Annotated in this window: 14 protein-coding genes; 1 reads left to right on the top strand and 13 read right to left on the bottom strand. The window is 68.1% G+C overall.

Annotated elements, in window-relative coordinates:
- Window positions 1–40 precede the first annotated feature (40 nt).
- Window positions 41–814, top strand: a complete 774-nt coding sequence (locus ACYVIO_RS20420) for a hypothetical protein (RefSeq protein WP_460652431.1) — start codon at window positions 41–43, stop codon at window positions 812–814.
- On the opposite strand, the gene ACYVIO_RS20415 is transcribed toward ACYVIO_RS20420, so the two are convergent.
- From ACYVIO_RS20415 to ACYVIO_RS20355, 13 genes are all read right to left on the bottom strand, one after another.
- Window positions 798–3,062 carry a right-handed parallel beta-helix repeat-containing protein gene (locus ACYVIO_RS20415; RefSeq protein ID WP_460652430.1) on the bottom strand — a complete coding sequence of 755 codons (2,265 nt, stop codon included), beginning with the start codon at window positions 3,060–3,062 and terminating at the stop codon, window positions 798–800. The genes ACYVIO_RS20420 and ACYVIO_RS20415 overlap by 17 nt on opposite strands.
- 63 nt (window positions 3,063–3,125) lie before the next feature.
- Window positions 3,126–3,965, bottom strand: a complete 840-nt coding sequence (locus tag ACYVIO_RS20410) for an aldo/keto reductase (protein WP_460652429.1) — start codon at window positions 3,963–3,965, stop codon at window positions 3,126–3,128.
- Between the two features lie 88 nt (window positions 3,966–4,053).
- The gene (locus tag ACYVIO_RS20405) at window positions 4,054–6,528 is read right to left on the bottom strand and encodes a LamG-like jellyroll fold domain-containing protein (RefSeq protein WP_460652428.1); all 2,475 of its coding nucleotides are present in this window, start codon (window positions 6,526–6,528) and stop codon (window positions 4,054–4,056) included.
- Window positions 6,529–6,616: 88 nt separating this feature from the next.
- The gene (locus ACYVIO_RS20400; protein WP_460652427.1) at window positions 6,617–7,696 is read right to left on the bottom strand and encodes a lactonase family protein; all 1,080 of its coding nucleotides are present in this window, start codon (window positions 7,694–7,696) and stop codon (window positions 6,617–6,619) included.
- Between the two features lie 77 nt (window positions 7,697–7,773).
- The gene (locus ACYVIO_RS20395; RefSeq protein ID WP_460652426.1) at window positions 7,774–8,682 is read right to left on the bottom strand and encodes an oxidoreductase; all 909 of its coding nucleotides are present in this window, start codon (window positions 8,680–8,682) and stop codon (window positions 7,774–7,776) included.
- Between the two features lie 66 nt (window positions 8,683–8,748).
- Window positions 8,749–10,209 carry a M36 family metallopeptidase gene (locus ACYVIO_RS20390; protein ID WP_460652425.1) on the bottom strand — a complete coding sequence of 487 codons (1,461 nt, stop codon included), beginning with the start codon at window positions 10,207–10,209 and terminating at the stop codon, window positions 8,749–8,751.
- Between the two features lie 141 nt (window positions 10,210–10,350).
- Window positions 10,351–11,166: a M48 family metalloprotease gene (locus ACYVIO_RS20385; protein ID WP_460652424.1), complete on the bottom strand. Its 816-nt coding sequence runs from the start codon at window positions 11,164–11,166 to the stop codon at window positions 10,351–10,353.
- 252 nt (window positions 11,167–11,418) lie between these two features.
- Window positions 11,419–12,582: a hypothetical protein gene (locus ACYVIO_RS20380; RefSeq protein ID WP_460652423.1), complete on the bottom strand. Its 1,164-nt coding sequence runs from the start codon at window positions 12,580–12,582 to the stop codon at window positions 11,419–11,421.
- Between the two features lie 4 nt (window positions 12,583–12,586).
- Window positions 12,587–13,483 carry a hypothetical protein gene (locus tag ACYVIO_RS20375; protein WP_460652422.1) on the bottom strand — a complete coding sequence of 299 codons (897 nt, stop codon included), beginning with the start codon at window positions 13,481–13,483 and terminating at the stop codon, window positions 12,587–12,589.
- A 7-nt stretch (window positions 13,484–13,490) separates the two neighbouring features.
- Window positions 13,491–15,509 (bottom strand): hypothetical protein, encoded by a 2,019-nt coding sequence (locus ACYVIO_RS20370; RefSeq protein WP_460652421.1) that lies wholly within the window; start codon window positions 15,507–15,509, stop codon window positions 13,491–13,493.
- Window positions 15,506–18,742: an ATP-binding protein gene (locus tag ACYVIO_RS20365; RefSeq protein ID WP_460652420.1), complete on the bottom strand. Its 3,237-nt coding sequence runs from the start codon at window positions 18,740–18,742 to the stop codon at window positions 15,506–15,508. Before ACYVIO_RS20365 ends, ACYVIO_RS20370 begins: the two co-directional genes overlap by 4 nt.
- Window positions 18,742–19,323, bottom strand: a complete 582-nt coding sequence (locus ACYVIO_RS20360; protein WP_460652419.1) for a hypothetical protein — start codon at window positions 19,321–19,323, stop codon at window positions 18,742–18,744. The genes ACYVIO_RS20365 and ACYVIO_RS20360 overlap by 1 nt, the downstream gene beginning before the upstream one ends.
- Complete coding sequence (locus ACYVIO_RS20355; RefSeq protein ID WP_344168385.1) at window positions 19,324–19,611, bottom strand: hypothetical protein; 288 nt, start codon at window positions 19,609–19,611, stop codon at window positions 19,324–19,326.
- Window positions 19,612–19,633 lie beyond the last annotated feature (22 nt).

Genomic DNA, 19,633 nt, shown 5'->3' with positions numbered 1-19,633 from the left:
TCCCCACCATACTGTCGCTCACCGCGACCGAGGAGCATTGGTGACCGATCTGACCTTCTTCCGCACCGCCGTCCTCACCGGCGAGGTCCTCGGCGTCGACCACGGCCACTCCCCCGAGCAGGTCACCGCGGCCTTCCCCGGTATCGAGTACGGCGGGAACAAGGGCCACAGCATGCTCACCCTCGACTTCGGCCTGGTCGAGTTCTCCTGGCACGAGCTCCCCACCAACCGGTACGCCGGCAGCCACTTCACCGTCCAGACCCGCCGCCTGCGTTACGGCCCCGACGAGCTGACCGCCGGCCCGCTCGCCGACCGCTACGGCCCCTTCCGCCGGGACCTCTACCTGAAGGACCTCGACCTGGACCTCATCCAGGTCCCGAGGCAGCCGACCGACTTCGAGGAGTACCTCCACCCCGACAGCCTGATGACGGTCCTCGCTCAGGCCACCGATGGCTGGGTCTACTCGATGTCCTCGGCCTCCAACCCGTTGTACTGGGCCCATACCCACCGCGCCGAGCTCGAACAGTCCGGCCGGACCAAGGACCTCGGCGACATCCTCACCGCTCTGCGTCTGGCAGCCGCGTACGACGTACCGACCGTCACCAATCTCCCCACCCTGCCCAAGGCCGACGTCCTGCCGCCGGACGAGGTCGTCAGCCGTTGCCTCGACGCCCTACCGACTAACCCGACCTGGACCGCTTTCGACAAGGCGCTCGTCGACGCAGCGGCCGGTCTGCTCGATCAGCTCGAGGACCAACCGCTCCGCGACCGCACCCAACGCCTTCACACCGCCAGGCTCACAGCGCGTTCTTGATCGCCGTCGCCTTCGCGACCAGCTGAGTCGCGGCCGCCGCCGGGACGAGCTTCTTCGCGGCCAGCACCTTCACCTCGATCACGAACGCCGTCAGCAGCGCCTTCGCGGCCGGCTTCTGGTTCTTCTGCACCGCGACGCGAGCCGCCTCCAGCTTGACCACCAGGCTCGTCTCGACCGCCTTCGCCAGGTGCAGCGCCTTCACCTGGCCGATCAACGCCGTCAGCGCCGCGTCAGGAGCAGCTTCGACGATCTCGACCGACCCCGCCTCGCAGTTCGCCCCCGCGGGCCGGAACGTCATCCGCTGATCGTCCTCGACCGTGCAGTTCGCCACCGGAACCCGCCCGCCCAGCGGACTCGTTGCCGCCGGCACCCGAACCCGCGCGAACCCGCCCCCGCTCAGCGCCGCGAGCTGCGGATCGTTCGCCGTGACCAGGTCCGACGCGACACTCCCGCAGCTGGCATCACGCCGTACGGAGAAACCGAGCGACGTCCCCGCGAACGCGCCACCGATCCCCGCGCACGACGTACCGACCTTCGGCAGCACGATCGCGCTCTTCTCGGTCTTCACCTGAGCAGCCGGTACGGCGGCGATGTGCGCGCCGGTGGCCGCCTGGTCGTCGGCCATCGTCACGTGGGTCAGCGTCGCGACCGCGGCGTTGGTGACGGCGAGCCCGCCGCCGGTCGCGGCCGTGTTGCCGCTGAACGTGCTGTTCAGGAAGTTCGCCGCCACGGCGGACACCCGCGCACCACCACCGGTCCCGGTCGCGACGTTCCCGGCGAAGGTCACCTTGGTGCCGCCGAGGTTCTCGGTCGCAATGTCGAGCCCGGCGCCGTTGGCGGCCGTGTTGTCGTCGACCGCCATGTCGTCGAGCGTCACCGAGTAGCTGTTGACGACCTTCGCGCCACCACCGTTGCCCCCGGCGGTGTTGTTGCTCAGCCCGGTCCGGTCGAGGAACAGCTCCGTGATCGCCTGCGCGTACAGACCACCGCCGTCGCCGGTCGCGGAGTTGTGGTTGATCGGCGTCTCGTCGAACGACAGGTCGAACGGCCCGGTCGCGTCGATCGTCCCGGCGCCGCCGCCGTTGCCGCCGGTCGTGCTGTTGCCGATCAGCGAACCCTTGTACATGTGCAGCGCGCCGAACCCGAGCCAGACCCCGCCGCCACCACCGACGGACTCGTTGTTCTCGACCAGCACGCGATCCAGCCCGACGTTCGGCGTCGCGCCCGCGTCCTCGATCAGCACCGGCGTCAGCGAGATGCCGCCGCCCGGCTGGGTGCTCCTGTTGCCGGTGACGGTGGACAGCAGGCCGCCGATCCCGGTCGAGCCGTTGCCGCGCTTGGACGCGGTGAACGAGATCCCACCGCGCGCGTCGGCCGCGGTCAGCCCGTTGTTGCTGACGTTGGTCGAGTACATGCTGAGCGACCCGCAGTTGCTGCACAGGATGCCGGCCCGGCCGTTGCCGACGATCCCGGTCAGGTTGATCGTCATCTTGTTCGCCGCGAACCCCTGCCCCGTGTTGGTGATGCCGGTCCGGGTGTTGTTCTCGATCGTCGCGCCCTCGATCTCGACCGGATACCCGTCGACCAGCGACATCCCGGAGCCGGTGTTGTCCGAGATGGTCGTCCCGTTGACCGCCAGCGAGCAGTTGTCGCAACTGACCACGCTGCCGGTGTTGTCGTGCAGGCTGCCGCCGAGCATCGTCATCCTGTACGGCGTGATGCCGTGCCCGAAGCTGCTCCAGACCACGCTGCCACCGGGCGACAGCACGTTGCGGACCTCGACGTTGTTGAGCAGGAGCTCGCTGTCGGACCGCACCGCGGCGCCTTCCAGCGCGGTGTTCGTGGTGTTCGGCCCGCCATCGATCACCAGGTCCTGCAGCTCGAGCCGGCCGTCGTGACTCGTACTGTCGACGATGCCCTTGGCGTCACAGGTCTGCTCGATCGTGGAATTGTTGCCCTGGACAATCAATTCGTGGCTGTCGGCATGTGTCAGCGGGCCGGAGCAGACCGACAACGCGTACGTCAGGCCGGCGCCGAGCGTGATGACGTCGTCGGCGCCGTTGCCGGAAGCGGTGGTGAAGGCCTCCCGCAACGAGGTCACACCGTCACCGCCGTTGACCACGTCGGCGGTCGTGGTGACCGTGATGGCAGCGGCCGAGGCCGGTGCGGTCGTGACAACGACCAGGCACGAACCGAGCAGCCCGGCCAGCGCGGCGGCGCGCAGGCAGGACGCAGTGATTCTGGACATGAAAATCCCCCCACAGGAATCGAGGCCACCAGAATTCCTCAGCGACCCTGTGCTGACAACCCCTCACCCAGCGAGAAGCCGCGCCAACTCCGGGTCGCGCCAGAACTGCTCCGGCACGGGCTGCCGGACGAGTGCCGCGTCGGCCCGGATCTCAGCAGGTGTCGCCGCGCCGATCAGGACCGACGTCACCGCGGGATGCCTGCCAGGGAAGGCCAAAGCGGCCTGCGGCAGCGATACGCCGTACGGCTCGCAGACCGCCGACATCCGCCGCGCGCGGATCGTCAGTGGATCAGTCGTTTGCTTGGATCGATCGGTCAGCAGGACGTGTTTGGTCAGAACGCCGGAAACGATCGCCGCTACTCCCTTTGCCTGGCAGCGATCCAGCAACGGCGCCCCGGACCGGTCGAGCAACGAGTACTGCCCGGCCAGCAGTACGACGTCCAGGTCGAGGTCCCGGACCAGCGGATCAAGCTGCTGCCACTCCCGGCCGGCGACACCGATCGCGCCGATCACACCCCGCTCGCGCAGCTCGACCAGTACGGCGTACGCGTTGTCGATCGGCTGGTCACCGGGATCCTGCACGAAGACGAGGTCGAGCGACGTCACGCCGAGCCGCTCGAGGCTGCCGGCGATCGACTCGCGGACTCCGTCGAGTCCGACCTTCGTCGACAGCAGGAAGCCCGACCGCGGGTGCGCCGCCAGTGCCGCGCCGAGGCGTTGCTCGGAGCCGTCGTACGCCGGTGAGGTGTCGAAGAAGCGGATCCCCGCCGTGTACGCCGCCTCGATGGTTGCCGTCGCCACCGCGCCTTCGGCGGCGCCGAGCCGGGACCCACCGAGGCCGAAGCGCGGCGGACGGAAACGCGTCACGTTCTGCGGTGCGCGCACACGGCTGGGAGCGGTCATCGGCCCTACCTCCCTGGTCGGCACTACCAGGATCGGTCCTCCGCGACGGTTTCGCATCTCGGGCCCCGCGCGGGGCCCGAGATCACGATCAGCGGCCGGAGTCGTACAGCGCCTTCACCTCCGTCGCCTCCAGCGCCCGGTCGAACAGGTGCACCTGGTCGACGACGCCGTCCAGGTAGTCGACCGGGTTGCCACCGAACTTGCCGCGCCCGATCACCGTGTTGCCGGTCGAGGTCGCGTCGAGCGTGCAGGCCGACTTGGTCGCGACCAGCGCGCCGTCGACGTACAGCCGGAGCTCACCCTTCGCGGCATCCCGTACGCCGGTGAGGTGGTACCACTGGCCCGGATTCGGCTTCGTCGGCGCGAGCGCGCGCTGCCCCGGGAAGCTCATCGCGAACCGCTGGTCCTGGCCGGAGTACTGCAGGAAGAACGCGCTGTCCCGGTCGCCGTCCTGACTGACGACGGTCTGGAACCCGCCGTCGGCCTTGTTCAGCTTCACCCAGGCGGTCGCGGTGTAGTTGCCGTTGGTGTCGATCAGTTGGGCGCCGGTGTCGACGAACTGGTTGGTGCCGTTGGTCGCGACGCCCTCGCCGTTCTTGCCGGGGGCAAAAATCGCACCGCCTTGCAGCGTGGCGTCGTTGTCGCCGACAACGTCTTCGCCCGAGCCGTCGAGCGGGTAGAAATGGGTGCCGTCGGCACCCGGCGTACCGGGTGGTGGATTGGGTCCGCCGCTGCCGGTTCCGTCCGCCCCGGCGATGATCTGCTCGTTCATCGTGCGGACCTGGGCGAAGTCCATCTTCGGGACCTGGCGGTCGTAGGTGAAGAAGCCGTTCACCTCGCCTTCGACATCGGTGATCTGGGTGTAGACCGATCCGCTGATGCCGCAGGTGTTGGCCGACCGCAGGACGTCGCGCTGGTTCTCGAGGTACCGGCGAGTGAGCGTGGCCGAGTCCGGTGTCATCTCGTACGCGAAGCCGTCGCCGAACCACATGTGGCCCTGGGTCTTGAGCCCGAACCCGCCGTGTTCTCCGTCCACCGCGACGCGATCGCCGGACGGGCTTGCCGTCGCGGGCCCGAGGTAGGCGTGGTGGTCGATCATGTCACCGCGGCCCGAGTCGCCGAGGGAGTCGCAGCAGTTCATGCCGCTGTGCGCGTTGACGAGCCTCGACGGATCCTGCGCCTTCACGCTGTCCGCGATCCGGCCGGTCTCGGCCAGGTCCCACTCACCCCAGCCCTCGTTGAACGGCACCCAGGTGGTGATCGAGGTGAAGCTCTTGTGCTCCTCGACCATCTCGTGCAGCTCGGCCTTGTACTGCGCCTGCCAGGCCGGCGGGATCGGGTCGGTCTTGGAGGCCGGCATGTCCTGCCAGACCATCAGGCCGAGCTTGTCGGCCCAGTAGTACCAGCGGTCCGGCTCGACCTTGATGTGCTTGCGGACGGTGTTGAACCCGAGCTCCTTGTGCTGCTCGAGATCGAACCTGAGTGCTTCGTCGGTCGGTGCTGTATTGAGGCCGTCCGGCCAGAAGCCCTGGTCCAGCGTCGACAGATTGAAGAGGATCTTGCCGTTCAGCGCGAGCCGGAGCTTGCCGTCGGCACCTTTCAGCTTGCCGACCGCACGCAGTCCGGCGTACGAACCGACCTCGTCGACGACCTTGCCGCGGTCGATCAGCTTGACCTTCAGCGTGTAGAGGAAGGGGTTGTCGGGCGACCAGAGCTTCGGGTTCGGGATCTTGATCTTGAGCTCTTGGTCGGCCTTGCCTCTGAGGGCTGTGACTTTGCGGCGACCGTCGTACACGGTGGTTTCGACGTCCAGATTGGTTGGTCCGGTCGTGTCGGCGATGACCTTGAGCGCCTTGCCCGGTACGTCGGGCGTCAGCTGCAGCCGCTCGATCGAGGAGCGCGCCACCGGCTCCATCCAGACGGTCCGCCAGATGCCGGAGCTGCCCTGGTAAAAGATGCCGTGGTCGCCGACCTCGCGCTGCTTGCCGATCGGCTGGAACGTCTCGTCGGTGAGGTCCTCGGCCCAGACGATGATCTCCTGCGGGCCTGTCCGGTGCAGAGCGCCGGTCACGTCGACCGAGAACCCGTCGTACCCGCCGCGATGCGTCGCGACCTGGCGGCCGTTGACCCAGACCTTGGCGTCGTAGTCGACCGCGCCGAAGTGCAGCAGGAGTTGCTGGCCCTTCCAGCCGTTCGGGACGGTGAACGTGCGGCGGTACCACATGCGGTCCTCGTGGCGCTGGACGCCGGAGAGGGCCGACTCGATCGGGTAGGGGACGAGGACCTTCTCGGCCAGTTGGCGTCCGAACGGCGGCGCTTCGTTTGGTGTGGCGGCCGCGAACTCCCACAGGCCGTTGAGGTTCTGCCAGCGGTCGCGGGTCAGCTGCGGTCGCGGGTACTCCGGGAGCGCGTTGGCGGGTGAGACGTCGTCGGTCCACGGGGTGCTCAGCGGCGGGGTCCCTCGTTGCCAAGCCTCCTGGGCCGGGGCGGCTTGTGAGGTGGGGACCACGATCGCGGTCGCGGCCAGGAGGCCGGCCGCGACCGCGGCGAGGCGTCGTTTCATGCTGCGTTTCCTTCCGGGGCGGGGAAAGGACAGCTCCGATGGAAACGCTCCCACGACAGAATTGCAAGAGCTCACTCAGATTCGAACATCACACCAGCGTGCAGACCGGGCTCGGGGTGGTGAAGCTGCCGGCCGGCGTCAGGGTTCCAGTCTGTTGGTTTCTGTGGAAGGTGGTGATCGAGTTGGAGCGCTGGTTGGAGACCAGCAGGAGCTTGCCGGTCGGGTCGATGGCGCAGTGCCTCGGCCAGTCGCCGCCGGTGGAGGGGGTTTGGGTGCGGGTGAGCGTCGCTCCGTCTGCGCTGGTCGCGAAGACCGCGATGCTGTTGTGGCCGCGGTTGGTGACGTACACGAAGTTGCCGTCGGGCGAGACGATCACCTCGCCGGGGTAGTTCTGCGGTCCTGCGGGTGCGGCCTGGAGCGGCGTCCCTGGCGTCAGCCGGCCGTCGGCGTACGCGCACGGGACGACGGTGCTGTCGAGCTCGTTCGCGACGTACGCGTACTTGCCGTTCGGGTGGAAGGCCAGATGACGTGGGCCGGCGCCGGCTTTCAGCTTGGCCTGCGCAACCTCGGTGAGCTTGCCCGGCGCCGCGATCGTGTACGTGTAGACCGTGTCGGTGCCGAGGTCGACCGACAGGATGTACTGGCCGGTGGGGTCCTGGACGACCTGGTGCGCGTGCGGCGCGGCGCCGACGTGCTTGACCAGATCGGTCCGGGCACCGAGGCTTCCGTCGGTCTTCACCGGATGTACGGCGACATCGCCCGAGCCGTAGTTGGCGCTCAGCAGGTACTTGCCATCAGCAACGAGTGCGAGATGGCAGGGCGCGGATCCACCGGTGGACTGGCGGTTCAGGACGCGGAGCTTGCCGGGGGCATCCACCGCGACGGCCGTCACGCCGCCGCCGGTCTGCTCGTTCACGGCGTACAGGAATCTCCCGGACGGCGCCGCGATCAGGAACGAGGGCTCCTGGACTCCGGTCAGGACGCCGGTCGAGGTGATCGCGCCGCTGGCGGCGTCGTACTGGGCGAGACCGATACCGGTCCCGCCGGCCGAGGTGTAGGTGCCGATGTAGAGCGTCTGCTGGTCGCGGCGGCCGGCGAAGGCGGGAGTGATGCCGGTGAATGCTGCCGCTGCGGTGAGACCGAGAAAGGTGCGTCGGGTCGTAGCCATCTGTGGGGACCTCCGTGGGGGCGGACGAGGACTATCGAAGAGTAGCTTCGAAATCACCGCTGTGTCACGGTGTGTGCTCAGAACGCGTCGACCCCGGTGGCCTCGACGGACCAGGCCCACAGCTTCTTGGCCAGCTCGGGGTCCTGGGCAGTACTCGTCGGGGTCGCCGGCTTCGGAGCGCCGCGGTAGCCGAGGAAGCCCGGGCCGACGAACGAGCCCGACCGCAGATCGGGCAGCGTCGCGGCGTACAGGCTGGGCCAGGCGCCGGCAGCAGCCGACTGGGCGACCAACCTGGTGGCAGCTCCGAAGACGCGGGCCTGGAGCTGTCGGCCGGCCAACTCCGGACCAGCAGCCTGGAGATGCGTCGAGGCGTACCCGGGGTGCGAGCCGGCGCTGATCAGGCTGTCGCCCGCTCGGCGGGTCAGCTCGAGCATGAACAGCAGGTTGGCCAGCTTGGACTTCCCGTACGACTCCCACTTGCGGTAGCCGTTCTCGGCGGTGAAGTCGGACTGGCCGATCCCGCGAACGGTCTTGTGCATGAACGAGCTGACCGTGACCACGCGGGGCTCGTCGGCCTGCTGGAGCAGCGGCATCAGCCGGGCGGTCAGCGCGAAGTGGCCGAGGTGATTGGTACCGAGCTGCAGCTCGAAGCCGTCGACGGTCTGCCGGTACGGCGGGGCCATCACGCCGGCGTTGTTGACCAGGAGGTCGAGGCGGTCGTGCGTCTTGGCAAGCTGCTCGGCGGCCAGCTGGACGCTGGTGAGATCGGCGAGATCGAGCTCTACCGTCTCGGGCTCTTTGCCTGAGGCTTTCGCGAGTTTGGCCGCAGCGTCGGCGGCCTTCTGCGGGTTGCGCGCCGCGATCAGCACGTCGGCGTTGTGTCTGAGCAGTTCGAGGGCGGTGGCGTAGCCGATGCCGCTGGTCGCGCCGGTGACGAGGGCGCGACGGCCGGTCTGGTCAGGGATGTCCGCAGTGCTCCAGCTCATGCGCCCACAGTAGCGGTGGGCGCATGAGCCGGTCGTACGTCGTTACGTCGTACGTCGTACGTCGTACTAGAGGATCTTGCGGGCCTTGAAGGCGGTGGTGACCTGGTCCGCGGTCGCCTTGCCGTACAGCAGGCGGGCCGACTGGACCGTGACGCGCGCGGCGTCGGCGAAGCTGGTGTCGGGCGCGTAGAAGAACGTGCCCTGCAGGATCACCTTGTTGGCCTTGTTCCGGCCGAGCGCCTTCTGGATGTCCCAGAGCGCGTTCGACCAGATCTCACCGTCGTCGTGCACCTCGCCGACGATGTCGTCGGTGGTCTTGCCGGTGTCGGTACGCCGCAGGCAGTGCTTCGGTCCGTCGGTGTACGACGTGGCGTCCCAGTCCATCACGCACGGGATGTCGTACCCCTTGCTGACCGGGATGGACTGCTGCACGGCCCAGTAGTCGCCGAAGCCCTCACCGATCGAACCGGCCTCGAGCGACTCACCGAAGCCCGGGACGACGTCGTCCTGGATCGCGTGACCGTACTCGTGCCAGATCACCTCGGCGTCCTCGGCGTCGTCGACGCCACCCTCGCCCATCGTGATCAGGTCGACCGACGGGTCGTAGAAGCTGTTGTCGCCCTCGTAGGTGTTGATCGAGAAGTCCTGCGACTCGTTGTTCACCTCGGTGAAGCCGAGCGAGTGGATGTACTCCTGGGTCTGGTTGACCTGGTAGTACGCCTCGACCTGCTCGAACTTGTCGTTGGCGCGCTGGTACACGAACGTGTTGTTCTTGTTCTGCGCGACCCCACCCTTGGCCTCGAGGATGTTGACGTAGGCACCGTTGAGCTTGCCCGACCCGTCCAGGTTGCGCAGGATCACGTTCTTCTGCGCCAGGAACAACTCGTTGCTGTTCTTGTCGTTGTTGTCGAGCAGGTCCTCGTTCTTCAACGTGACCACCGGGTTCGGGTCGAACACCGACCCCTTGCCGTCGACGTTGTCGCTGATCACCTTCGACTCGACGACCACACCGTTCTTGGCGTCGACCAGCGACCGAGTGACCCCTTCAGAACTCCTGGACGTCACGTTCCACACCAGCCGGGCGTTGGCCCCACCGATCACCGCAAGCTGCGCGGCTCCCTGCGTCGCCGTCGGCGTCTGCGCCACACTCTTGTTCGGAGCGGCGATCCGGTTCCTCGCCGCGCGGGCGCTCACCACCGTGTTGGCCGACTTCGTCGCCGTTGCCGACGGCACCTTGGCACTGACGTCCAGCGACTCCGGTACGGCGTCCCGCCCGTCCGAGATCTGCACCACCTTGCCCGACTTGTCCAGGTGCTTCGCGTAGTACCCGTTCACCACCGGCAGCCCCTTGAAGGTCTGCTGGTACCACACGTGCTTCCCGAGCAACGAGTTCTTCGTCTTCACCAACTTCAAGTTCGCAGGCACCGCCTCAGCCGGCGCCGCCCCCGCGGAACCAGTGGCCGACAACCCCAACCCAGCCGCAAGAATCCCCGCAGCCACCGCCGCGACCGCCTTACGCTTCGTCATCTTCTTCCCTCCCATGGACATACGTGGTGACACGACTACGATCCGTCGCGACCCTAGTTCGCCCACCACCATCTTGGGAAGCAAAACCTCCAGCCACCTCGCCCTTACAAGGGAAAACCTGGTCCTGCCGCAGCGGGCAGGTCAGCGAGGTTGAAGGTAGACCTCGAGCGCTCGGATCCGTTCGGCCACGGAGGGTTGTCCGCTCATCCAGTCGGGCTGGCTGAGGCCGATCCGCCTCGCGGTCTCCTGGTGCTGCGCCTGCCAGCCGTAAAAGACCTCCAGCAGACGCCGTCCGTACCCGAGGTCCACCGCAGCCCGGTCGGCCATCCGCTCGATGAACTTGCCGACCCCGATGAAGAGCAACGGGGCGAACAGCGGCGACAGGAACAGCAGAGGCACCAAGAGGCTGTCGTAGAAGATCAGCGAAGCGAGAATGAAGCCGAAGTAGGACACCATCAGGAAGCCGATGATCGTGCACCCGACAGCGGGAATCGTACGGCTGAGCCTCAAGAGCAACCTGATCACCAGGGCAACGATTCGGGTGGGCACCGAGTACCACAGAGCGAGTCTGCTCAGCCAGGTCCGCCCTCGGAGGTGAGTGGCGAGATCCTGCGCCAGCACCGCTTCCAGATGACTAGGAGGCAGTGTGTAGAGCGCCCATCCTGTGACCGTCACGGCGTACCCGCCGGCAGCCGTCCCGGTCGCGTTCTCACCGGCCTCGATCCACAGCGTGTATCGGTGAGCATCGACTCCCGCACGGTTCGCGACCCCGATCCAACTGGGCGCAAGCCGTTGCGCCTCCACCATCGTCGGCTGCCTGAGCCCAAGGAGGTATCGCGCGACCAACCCGTCGAATCCAGGCCACAGCACGATCAGACCTGACAGGATCCACAGGGAGATCACGACCCACGTGCCCTCGTAAAGGTCGAACGCCTGGCCGATCCAGTAGATGATCACGAAGCTGACTCCGGCCCACAGCAGACCGCTCAGGGCTTCGGCAACCAGCAGACCCGTTCCACCGGGATTGTGAGGGCCACGCGGTGGTGAAGGGGCGCGATTGACCTCCCCCGAGGTCCCACCCGGGAGCTGAGGCGGAATCGGACGTGATTGCCCCTCGGGCGGGCGTGGCGCTCCGGGAGGGAACCCTGACGAGTCCGGCTCGCGGTCCTCATCCGGACCGTTGACGTTGCTCATGCGACGCTCCTGCCATCAGTAGAGCGACACGTGGACATGGTCGTAGTGTCCGCCAGTTGCATTGTTCGGATCGTAGACACCGCCGCCGTTGTAGACCTTCCACTGACCGGTACGAGCGCTCCAGATCCTTCCATACCAGATCAGGTAGCGAACGCCTGTCGTCCCTGCTGTCGTGATCGTCCAGTTCGCGATCTTGTCCCCCTTCGCCCGCGCCTGGGGCGCTCGTCGTGCGTCACCACCGACGAACACGTCGCACGCCTTGCCTTGGGGGTGGTCGCTGGTCGGATTCCAGGCGTGCCGGTCCCAGCAACTCATCGACGGATTGGCCAAGGCCGCACGCGCCTGGGCGACCCAGAGAGCCGTACGCTCGGTGACCAAACCGCCGGTACCGGTCGGGTCCGTGACGCTCGGCCGTTGCGGCGGCCAAACGCCGTGCACCGGACGTCCTGCGATCAGCCCCTGCCCGTCATCGCATTCGTCGAGGACCTGCTCTCCCGCCGTCGGATTGCTGGTCGGCTTGGCACCTGATCGGCCGGCGTACGGATCACCCGCACGCTCGAGGTCGATCCCCGCTTCGGCAGCGATCTGTTGAGCCGTTCGCTCGTGCCTGGCGTACGCATTCGGAAAGGCCGACACCTGAACGGCCTGCGCGGCCTCGGTGTACGACATGGACGGCCAGCCGTCGATTTCGACGAGACCAGGAGGGCTCGGAGGTCTTGCGCCACCGAAGAAAGCCTCGGCGGCGTATCTCGGATTGAGGATCTCCGCGACAGTTCCCCACCCTGCCGAAGGACGTTGCTGGAAGAGCCCGACAGAATCTCTGTCGCCGTAGCTGATGTTCTCGAGCTGAGACTCCTGCAGCGCGGTCATCAAGGCCACGAGCGTCGCGCGCCCCGGCAGACCACGTGCGACAGCGACAGAGTCGATGATCTTCGCGAAGCCGACCTGGCGTGCTCGCAACGACCCACTCGCTGGCGGGTCGTCTACACGAGCCCCGTCACCGGATGGGCAACCAGCTGCGTAGTTGTTGTCACCGGCGCCGAAGGGCACGAGCAGCACCAGTGTCATCAGACCCACTGCTGCCATGACCCCTACGGCCTTCAGCACCATCGACTGTCCGAGGACGGCGCCCAGGACTCCTCCCTGCTGCCGCTGTTCGAACACGGTCAGCTCACCCACCTAATCATGGTCCCGCTCCGCCGTTCAGATCGCTGACCACCCAGACGCTGCCTTCGGGAACGAGGGTGACCACCAAGGGCAGGACGATGCGACTGGGCTGTTTGCCGGTGACGTCGATGGTGATGGTCAGGAGCCGGCTGATCCGCGTCGGTGTATCCACCGGAGCGGAATCGGGCCTTGGCACGCCGACCGTCAGCGATGCCACCGTGGACTTTCCGCCGTCGGTTTTCAACGCCTCGTAGGTCGAATCACCGGCGGCGATCAGGCTGTCGCCGACCTCGTCGCTGATGTACGGACCTGTCTTGGCGACCAGATCGGCGTAGCTCTCGGCCGACGGGTTCCGGGTGTAGAACATCCGGGCCCACAGCGTCGCGACATCGACTGCTGCCGTAGTTGCCAATGACGACGGCCGCTCGGTCAGGACCGGCGGCGTCGACAGCGCAGAGCTGGGAGTCAGTGTGTCGGACGGCGAACTCTGCTCCGAACTGCTGCCCGAGGTCGGCTGGGGTGCCTGCGCCGAAGGAGTGAGCAGCCCGACGTCGGGACCCGACGGTTCGTCGCGACCCAACAGGCGCGGCAAGCCTCCACCGAGACCAAGGACGACGATGGCAAGGATGACCACGGCAACGATCACGGTGACAGGACTGGTCGGTTCAGCCTGGCGTTGTTCCCGCAGCCAGGCCATCCGCTGCGCGTGGTCGTCGCGCCGCCACGAACGCTTCGCCTGCCTGCGCTGACGGCGCCCGAGGTCGTCGATCTCCTCCGGATACGAGTAGTCCGGACTCATCGCGTCGCGCCAGTTGGACGGCTGATCCGGACGCAACTCTTGCCCGGCAGAACCGTCGTCGATGCCGTCAGGGTCGTTGCCGGTGGGCGGCCGGTCCCGGTTCCGCTTACTCATCGCCTGGTCACCTGCGCGTCGGCACCATGACGGTCACGCCGTCCTTGGTCACCTTCGAGTACTCGCGGAATCGACGCTGCCCGCCCCCGGCCGGACGACGACGCTCCCGCACGGCCTTCGGCGGCCCATCGCGAAGACTCGCCGAGTGGCTGTGCACGCGAGGCTCGAACCGGCTCGATGAGGCCGGCGCCGGCTTCGCCTCCCTCGCGTGCTTTCCGCGTCTGCTGTCCGACGGCGTGCTGGAGGCCCCTCCGCTCGTGGACCCGCCTGACGCCGTCGTACCGGAGGTCGATGCGAGACCAACCGAGATCGCCTTGCGGCGCCCGGACTGCGAGGCGTCACCAGGAACGGGAACCGCCGAGATCGCCGCGGTCTGAACGGTGCGAGGCTGGTCCCTCAGACGACCCAGCAACCCCTCCTTGCGTGCGCCCGGTCCCGAGCCGGCAGGGCTCGCGGCAGAACCAAGTGCCCGGCGATCCTGACCGCCACCCAGCTCGTGCGCCGGCTGCTGACGTCCTAGTGCTGCCCCAGGGGCGTTCGAACCGACGGCCGGTGCCTGTCTGAAGACACGGACGGCAGTAGCACGCTCTGCAGGCGCATCGGACGAGCCGCCCTTACCTCCGAGCCGCTCCCCCATCGTCGGGCTCGCCGCACGGCTGCCAACCGCGCCCATGAGCCGGCGTACCGCCGTCATCGCTCCCCGGCGGGCCAGGCCACCCATCAGAAGGCTGCCTGAGCCCGGACGCATCATCGAGCTCATGCTTTCGAACAGGCGCCGTAACCGGAACCCGGCGATCAGTACTGCGATTGCTAGGCCACTCACCGGGAGCCACCCGAGCGTGTCCGTGAGACTGAAGACGGCTGTGACGAACGCAAGCGTTGTCGAGAAGACCAGCAAGGCAAGGATCGACTGCAGAACAAGGCCGAGAAGCGCCTCGAACCAGTTCATGCCCCACTGCCGGGTCCGACCAGGCACCGCCCACAGACAGGCGAACAACACCCCTACGACCAGCAGGAGCATGCAGCCGACGAAGGCCATCAAAGCGGTGAACGCCAAGGAGATCGTGAGGAAGGCGAACAAGGTCGCCGCAATCGCACCGAGGGTCAGAACCCCGACGCGGCCGAACGGGTTGTCACCCTTGGCCCACTTCACCGTCGGGGAGTTGCCACCACCCTCGGCCTTGCTCACCTCGGTATCGATGTACTTGGACCGCGCATCCCCGTCGGTGCCCTTGTCGAGGATCGCCTTGCCGTACCGCTGACAGGCCGCCAGCGATCCGAACTCGGCGACGCACCAGGGCGTCGCGGCGAAAGCTCGCCAGGTCGCGTCGCCCGACTTACGCAGCAGGTTGTCCCGCGCGGTTCCGGAGAAACTCGGCTCCGGCAACGGAATCGGCACCTTGACCGTGTCACCGAGGACCTCGTTCGAGGTGCTGACGACAGCATCCGAGCCGACCTGCCTCGCGCCGTCTACGCCGGACAGCCAGGTGGAGGGCGCCACGGCGAAGCTGGTGGCGAGCAGGCCAGCAGCGAAGACCCACACCAGCTGTCCCATCGCGCTGCCATTGGCTCGACGAGCGGCGTACGCAGCGATGGCGCCGAATGCCAGAGCCGAGGGCAGGAGCCAACCGACCAGTTCCGTGTTGACCGAACCGATGGCGGTCGCCGCTGTCTCGGTCAACGGCTTCAGATCGGTGAACGAGAACAACCACCAGCCGACCGAGATCGCTGCCCGCGTGATCGCGACGATGTACAGCATGACCATGTGGGCGTATCCGTTGAACACCGCCTCGACCGGGTCCCTGAAGCTGGTTTCGAAGTCCAGACCGTAGACGGTCGGGCTGTACTGCTCGAAGAGAGTCCGAGTGTCGCCGTGGGTCAGGTCCGGAGTCGGCAGCAGGTCGCCGAAGCCGGTGGGGTTCGTTGGGCCGGTGTCGGGGTCAGCGGCCAGGGCTGTTTGGCAGGTGAGGATGGTGGTGACGGCCATCACCGTGAGCGCTGTGCGCAGTCTGCGCACGCGACTCATCCGACGTGCTCTTTCTTGGTGGGGTGCGTTTCGTCGGGGGTGTACATGGCTTTGTTGTAGCCGGGGTCGTCGGCTTCTTGGTCGTAGACCTCGTCGGGGCCTATGGGGGCCTCGTGGTGGGTGGGGTGGGGGGTGTGGCCGTTGCCGTTTGGGGAGAGGGGGGCGGGGGCGGTGCCGGATTGCTGGGCTACTGGGGGGTGGGGCGTGGCATGGGAGACGGGGGTGCCGTTGGGGGTGGTGGGGACGGCGTCTTCTGGTGATGGGGCGGCGGGCTGGGGGGCCTGGGCGGGGTCCCTGCGGGCGCGGGTGACTTGGGTGGGGGCTTCTTGGGGTTGAGCGTCGTCCAGGGCGGGGCCTTGGGCCGGGGTGTCGTAGGCCGGCACGCCGTGGGACGGGGTGCTCTGGGGCTGGGTGCCGTGAGTCGCTGCACCGTCGGCCGGGGTTTCGTAAGCCGCTACGCCGTGGGACGGGGGGCTCTGAGAGCCGGTGCCCTGGGGGTGGGTGCCGTAGGCCGGTACGCCGTGGGCTGGGGTGCCCTGGGACTGGGTGCTGTGAGCCGGTGCCGCGTGAGCCGGGGTGGCCTGGGCTGGGGCGTCCTGTAGGGGCACGTCCTGGAGAGGGGAGTCCTGGAGGGGCTCGGGGTCGAGGGTGTGGGCTTCGGCCTGGGCTGTGGCGGTGGCGGCTGGTTCTGGGAGGAGGGCGTCGTCTTCCTCGTCCTCGGCGAAGGGGTCTATGTCTTCGGGGAGGGTGGGGATGGGTTGCGTGGGTTCCAGGGCGTGCTCGGACTCCGGGGTGGTGCGGAGGAGGTCGGCTACGCGTTGGCTGGGGATGTCGATCTGGACGGTGGCGACCTCGTCCCAGCGGTCTCGCATGATGCAGTGGCCGTGGCGGATGGACTTGCCGTTGGCGGCGGTGTTGATGCCTCGGACGAGGGTTTGGTACGGCGCCGTCTGCGGGCGGCCCAGGAGCTCGAGCAGGGAGTCGACCTGTTCGCGGGAGCGCAGGGAGAAGGCGAACAGGGTGGTGATCTGCTCGACGAGGCCGGGGAGCTTGAGGATCGACGCGGGGTCCTGGGTGTCCAGGACCAGCGAGGCTCCGAGGGCTCGGCCTACTCGGGCGATGTAGTCGAGGAAGCTGGCGCCGTCGGGGGTCTTCGTCAGGAGGTGGACCTCGGGGACGATGACGACCTTGGAGCGGCCGCGGAACTCGCGGCGGCCCGTCGTACGGACCATCCAGGCCAGGCAGCCGCGCAGGCAGGCCATGCCGACGCGTTCGATCGGGGACCAGGACTCGGGGGCCGACTCGGGAGAGGGCAGGGTGAGGCCTGGCATCTGGACGACCCAGAGGCCTGGGTTCGTGGTCAGCGACGAGAGGCCGGACGGTGGGCCGGCGACGACCGAGCCGAGGCCGGTCTCGACCAGGTCGCGCAGGGCGAAGCCGACCGTACGGGTGGTTTCGGAGTCGGCGGCGCAGAGGCGCTGGATGACGCCCCAGGACGACGGGTCCGGGGACTGGATCTCGGCGCGGGTGGCCGCCATCACCGGTGCTTCCGCGGCGCCACGCAGGTGCGGCGGGAGCAGCAGCATCAGCTGGGACGGCGCCTGCAGGAGCGCGTCGTCGACAGGGAGGACGCGGAGCAGGTCCGCGGCACCGGAGAACTGCGCGGTGATCTCGATGACAGCAGTCGGTACGCCGTACTCGGCGGCGACCGCGGAGACGCCCGCGGCGTCACCCTTCAGGTCGAGCAGCGGGACCCACGCGCCGGCGAAGGCCGAGTCGAGGCCACCGAGCATCGCGGCGGTCGTCTTGCCTCGACCGGATCGACCGAGGAAGAGCGTCGTGGTCGCGTCGCCGAGCGCCGAACCGGCGGCCGCGTCGAAGCGGACCAGACCCGGCGTCGAGCCGGTCAGGTACCCGATCGAGGGACCGGTGGCGTCACCGATCGACGCACCGCCCCAGAACCACGACCCGAAGAACGCGGTCGACTCCCGGACGTGGCCGAGGTCGGGCACCCGGAGCTGGTCGCCGGGCAGCGACTCCAGCCACAGATCGCGCTGCTCGTCGGCGCCGGCGGCGACGGTGATGCCGCGGTCGGCGTAGTGCGCGATGACGGCGTCGACGTACGCCTCGAGGTCCTCGCGGGTGTCCGCGCTGACCAGCAGGCGCGGGTGGTCCTCGACCAGCGTCAGGCCGGACCGGTTGATGTCGCGCTTGACCTCGCGCATGATCCGCTCGGTCTCGACGATCTCGTCCGCGGTCTCCTCGGCGGTGCCCTTGGCGGCCGAACGCCGCTGCTCCTTGGCCGACTTGCGGGTCTCGTCGACCAGGTGCCGCGCGGTCTTCTTGGTCAGCACCCGGAACCGGACCGACGCCTCGACGGTGACGTCGATCTCGTCGCCGTCGTCGTCGATCGCCTTGATCTCCGACAGCGTCCGCAGCCACTCCCCCGCGCCCGGGGTCTCGAGCTCCTCGGGGAAGTCGGTCATCGCGAGCACGGTCGTGTACGCCGCGATCTGGCCGCGGGTGTCGTAGATGCGCAGGTGGTCGGTGTACGGGACGACTCGTCCGGCCGTGAGGCGGGCCAGCGAGGCGCCGGTGATCAGGCCCCGGCGAGGGGCGGCGACGGCACCGCGGTGCATCTCGCGGCTGACCAGCCAGGAAATCACCTCGGCCGGCGCGGTGTGCGCCCGCCAGACCGTCGAACCCAGCTGGCGGGCCAGCTTGCGGACCCGCTCGTCGAGGTGCGCGAGCTCGCGCGCGCTCACGCGCCAGGACGTCGTACCGAGGGCGTCGCTGATCGAGCCGCGGACCTGCGCGGTCGCGCGCGGGTCGCGGTCGCTGAGGTGGACGCCGAGCGCGACGTACCGCTCCGGCATCCGCATCTCGTCGATCCGGTCGGCGCGGGTCTGCGCCCAGGCCTCGTGGTCGCCGAGCCGGTAGTGGCCGGCCATGCTGTCGATGTAATCCTGGCCGGTCGAACGGCCCCAGACCACCTTGAGGTGGCTGAGCCGGTCGCCGAGGATCGTCGCGGCCGCACTCACCGCGGCGTCGAGGGCGGCGTCCTGCTCGCCCTCGGTGGCCAGGTCGGTGTTCGCCACCGAGATCAGGAACCACGCTTCCGCGCTGCGCTCGGTGACCAGCAGGCCGTCGGCGATGGCGACCAGGCGTGGCGGCGGGAGACCGCGTTCACGGCCGACGCCGACCAGGTTCAGGAGCTTGTCAGCGATCTTCATCAGTGCCCCTCGCTCTTGTGTCGGCCGAGCCCCGACGACGACGTCCTGCGACTGACCCTCTGCACGTGGTCCGCCCCGAGGAGGCGGGCCCGCTGGTTCACCGTGATGTCCGCACCGGCGCGGACCTGGGGGTCGAGCTCCTCCACGACTTCACGTTCCCACTCCGGGGTCACCCTGGCCTTGGCCAGGCCGGCCACCTTCTGGGTCGCGACACGCTCGCGCCAGGGCAGGTACTCCGTCTTGTCCGCGGCCCGGGCACCGAGCCCGATGATCGGACGGTGCGCGCGCAGCGCGTAGCGGACGGCCAGCGCCCACTCGGTCACGCGGCGGCGGCGTTCGTGGTGCTTGCCCGCGCGCCAGCCGAACGCGGTGATCACGAACGGCGGTACGACGTACAGGCTGACGGTCGGTTTCTTCGGTACGCCGATGAACGGCACGAGCAGCGCGATCCAGAGCAGGATGATCACCGCACCGAAGATGATCATCCGGCGACGGGCGCCTTCACCCAGATCGATGCCGAGCAGGTCGTACTGCCGGGTCTCGATCTCGAAGTGGTGGGTCAGGGTCCGGCCGACACGCATTCAGCTGCCTCCGGAGAGCAGTCCCCAAAAGCCCTTGAGCACGTTGATGGTCTGGTTGTTGGCGTAGATCAGCCCGCCGACCAGCACACCGGCCGCAATGTGCCCGAAGAGCTCGCCCCACTCGCGCTTGAAGTAGTGCCCGATGGCGCGCAGCACCAGGATCGCGATGAAGATGTTCCCCGCGATGACCAGGACCCAGTCCTTGAAGTCCGCGCCGGTGGGCACGTTGGGGTCGGCCAGCGGCGCGGCGAGCTCCACCACGCTGGCTACCAGTTGAGTCGTGATCATTGCGGTGTCTCCCTTGGTGCTC

It is taken from the genome of Kribbella endophytica (assembly GCF_054781295.1).
Note: the sequence above shows the minus strand (reverse complement) of the source record. Positions and strands in the feature narration are given on the sequence as shown.

Coding starts and splice junctions, on each gene's coding strand:
- ACYVIO_RS20415 (WP_460652430.1), bottom strand. CDS start 3,062: ATGTCCAGAATCACTGCGTCCTGCCTGCGCGCCGCCGCGCTGGCCGGG.
- ACYVIO_RS20410 (WP_460652429.1), bottom strand. CDS start 3,965: ATGACCGCTCCCAGCCGTGTGCGCGCACCGCAGAACGTGACGCGTTTC.
- ACYVIO_RS20405 (WP_460652428.1), bottom strand. CDS start 6,528: ATGAAACGACGCCTCGCCGCGGTCGCGGCCGGCCTCCTGGCCGCGACC.
- ACYVIO_RS20400 (WP_460652427.1), bottom strand. CDS start 7,696: ATGGCTACGACCCGACGCACCTTTCTCGGTCTCACCGCAGCGGCAGCA.
- ACYVIO_RS20395 (WP_460652426.1), bottom strand. CDS start 8,682: ATGAGCTGGAGCACTGCGGACATCCCTGACCAGACCGGCCGTCGCGCC.
- ACYVIO_RS20390 (WP_460652425.1), bottom strand. CDS start 10,209: ATGACGAAGCGTAAGGCGGTCGCGGCGGTGGCTGCGGGGATTCTTGCG.
- ACYVIO_RS20375 (WP_460652422.1), bottom strand. CDS start 13,483: ATGAGTAAGCGGAACCGGGACCGGCCGCCCACCGGCAACGACCCTGAC.
- ACYVIO_RS20370 (WP_460652421.1), bottom strand. CDS start 15,509: ATGAGTCGCGTGCGCAGACTGCGCACAGCGCTCACGGTGATGGCCGTC.
- ACYVIO_RS20365 (WP_460652420.1), bottom strand. CDS start 18,742: ATGAAGATCGCTGACAAGCTCCTGAACCTGGTCGGCGTCGGCCGTGAA.
- ACYVIO_RS20360 (WP_460652419.1), bottom strand. CDS start 19,323: ATGCGTGTCGGCCGGACCCTGACCCACCACTTCGAGATCGAGACCCGG.
- ACYVIO_RS20355 (WP_344168385.1), bottom strand. CDS start 19,611: ATGATCACGACTCAACTGGTAGCCAGCGTGGTGGAGCTCGCCGCGCCG.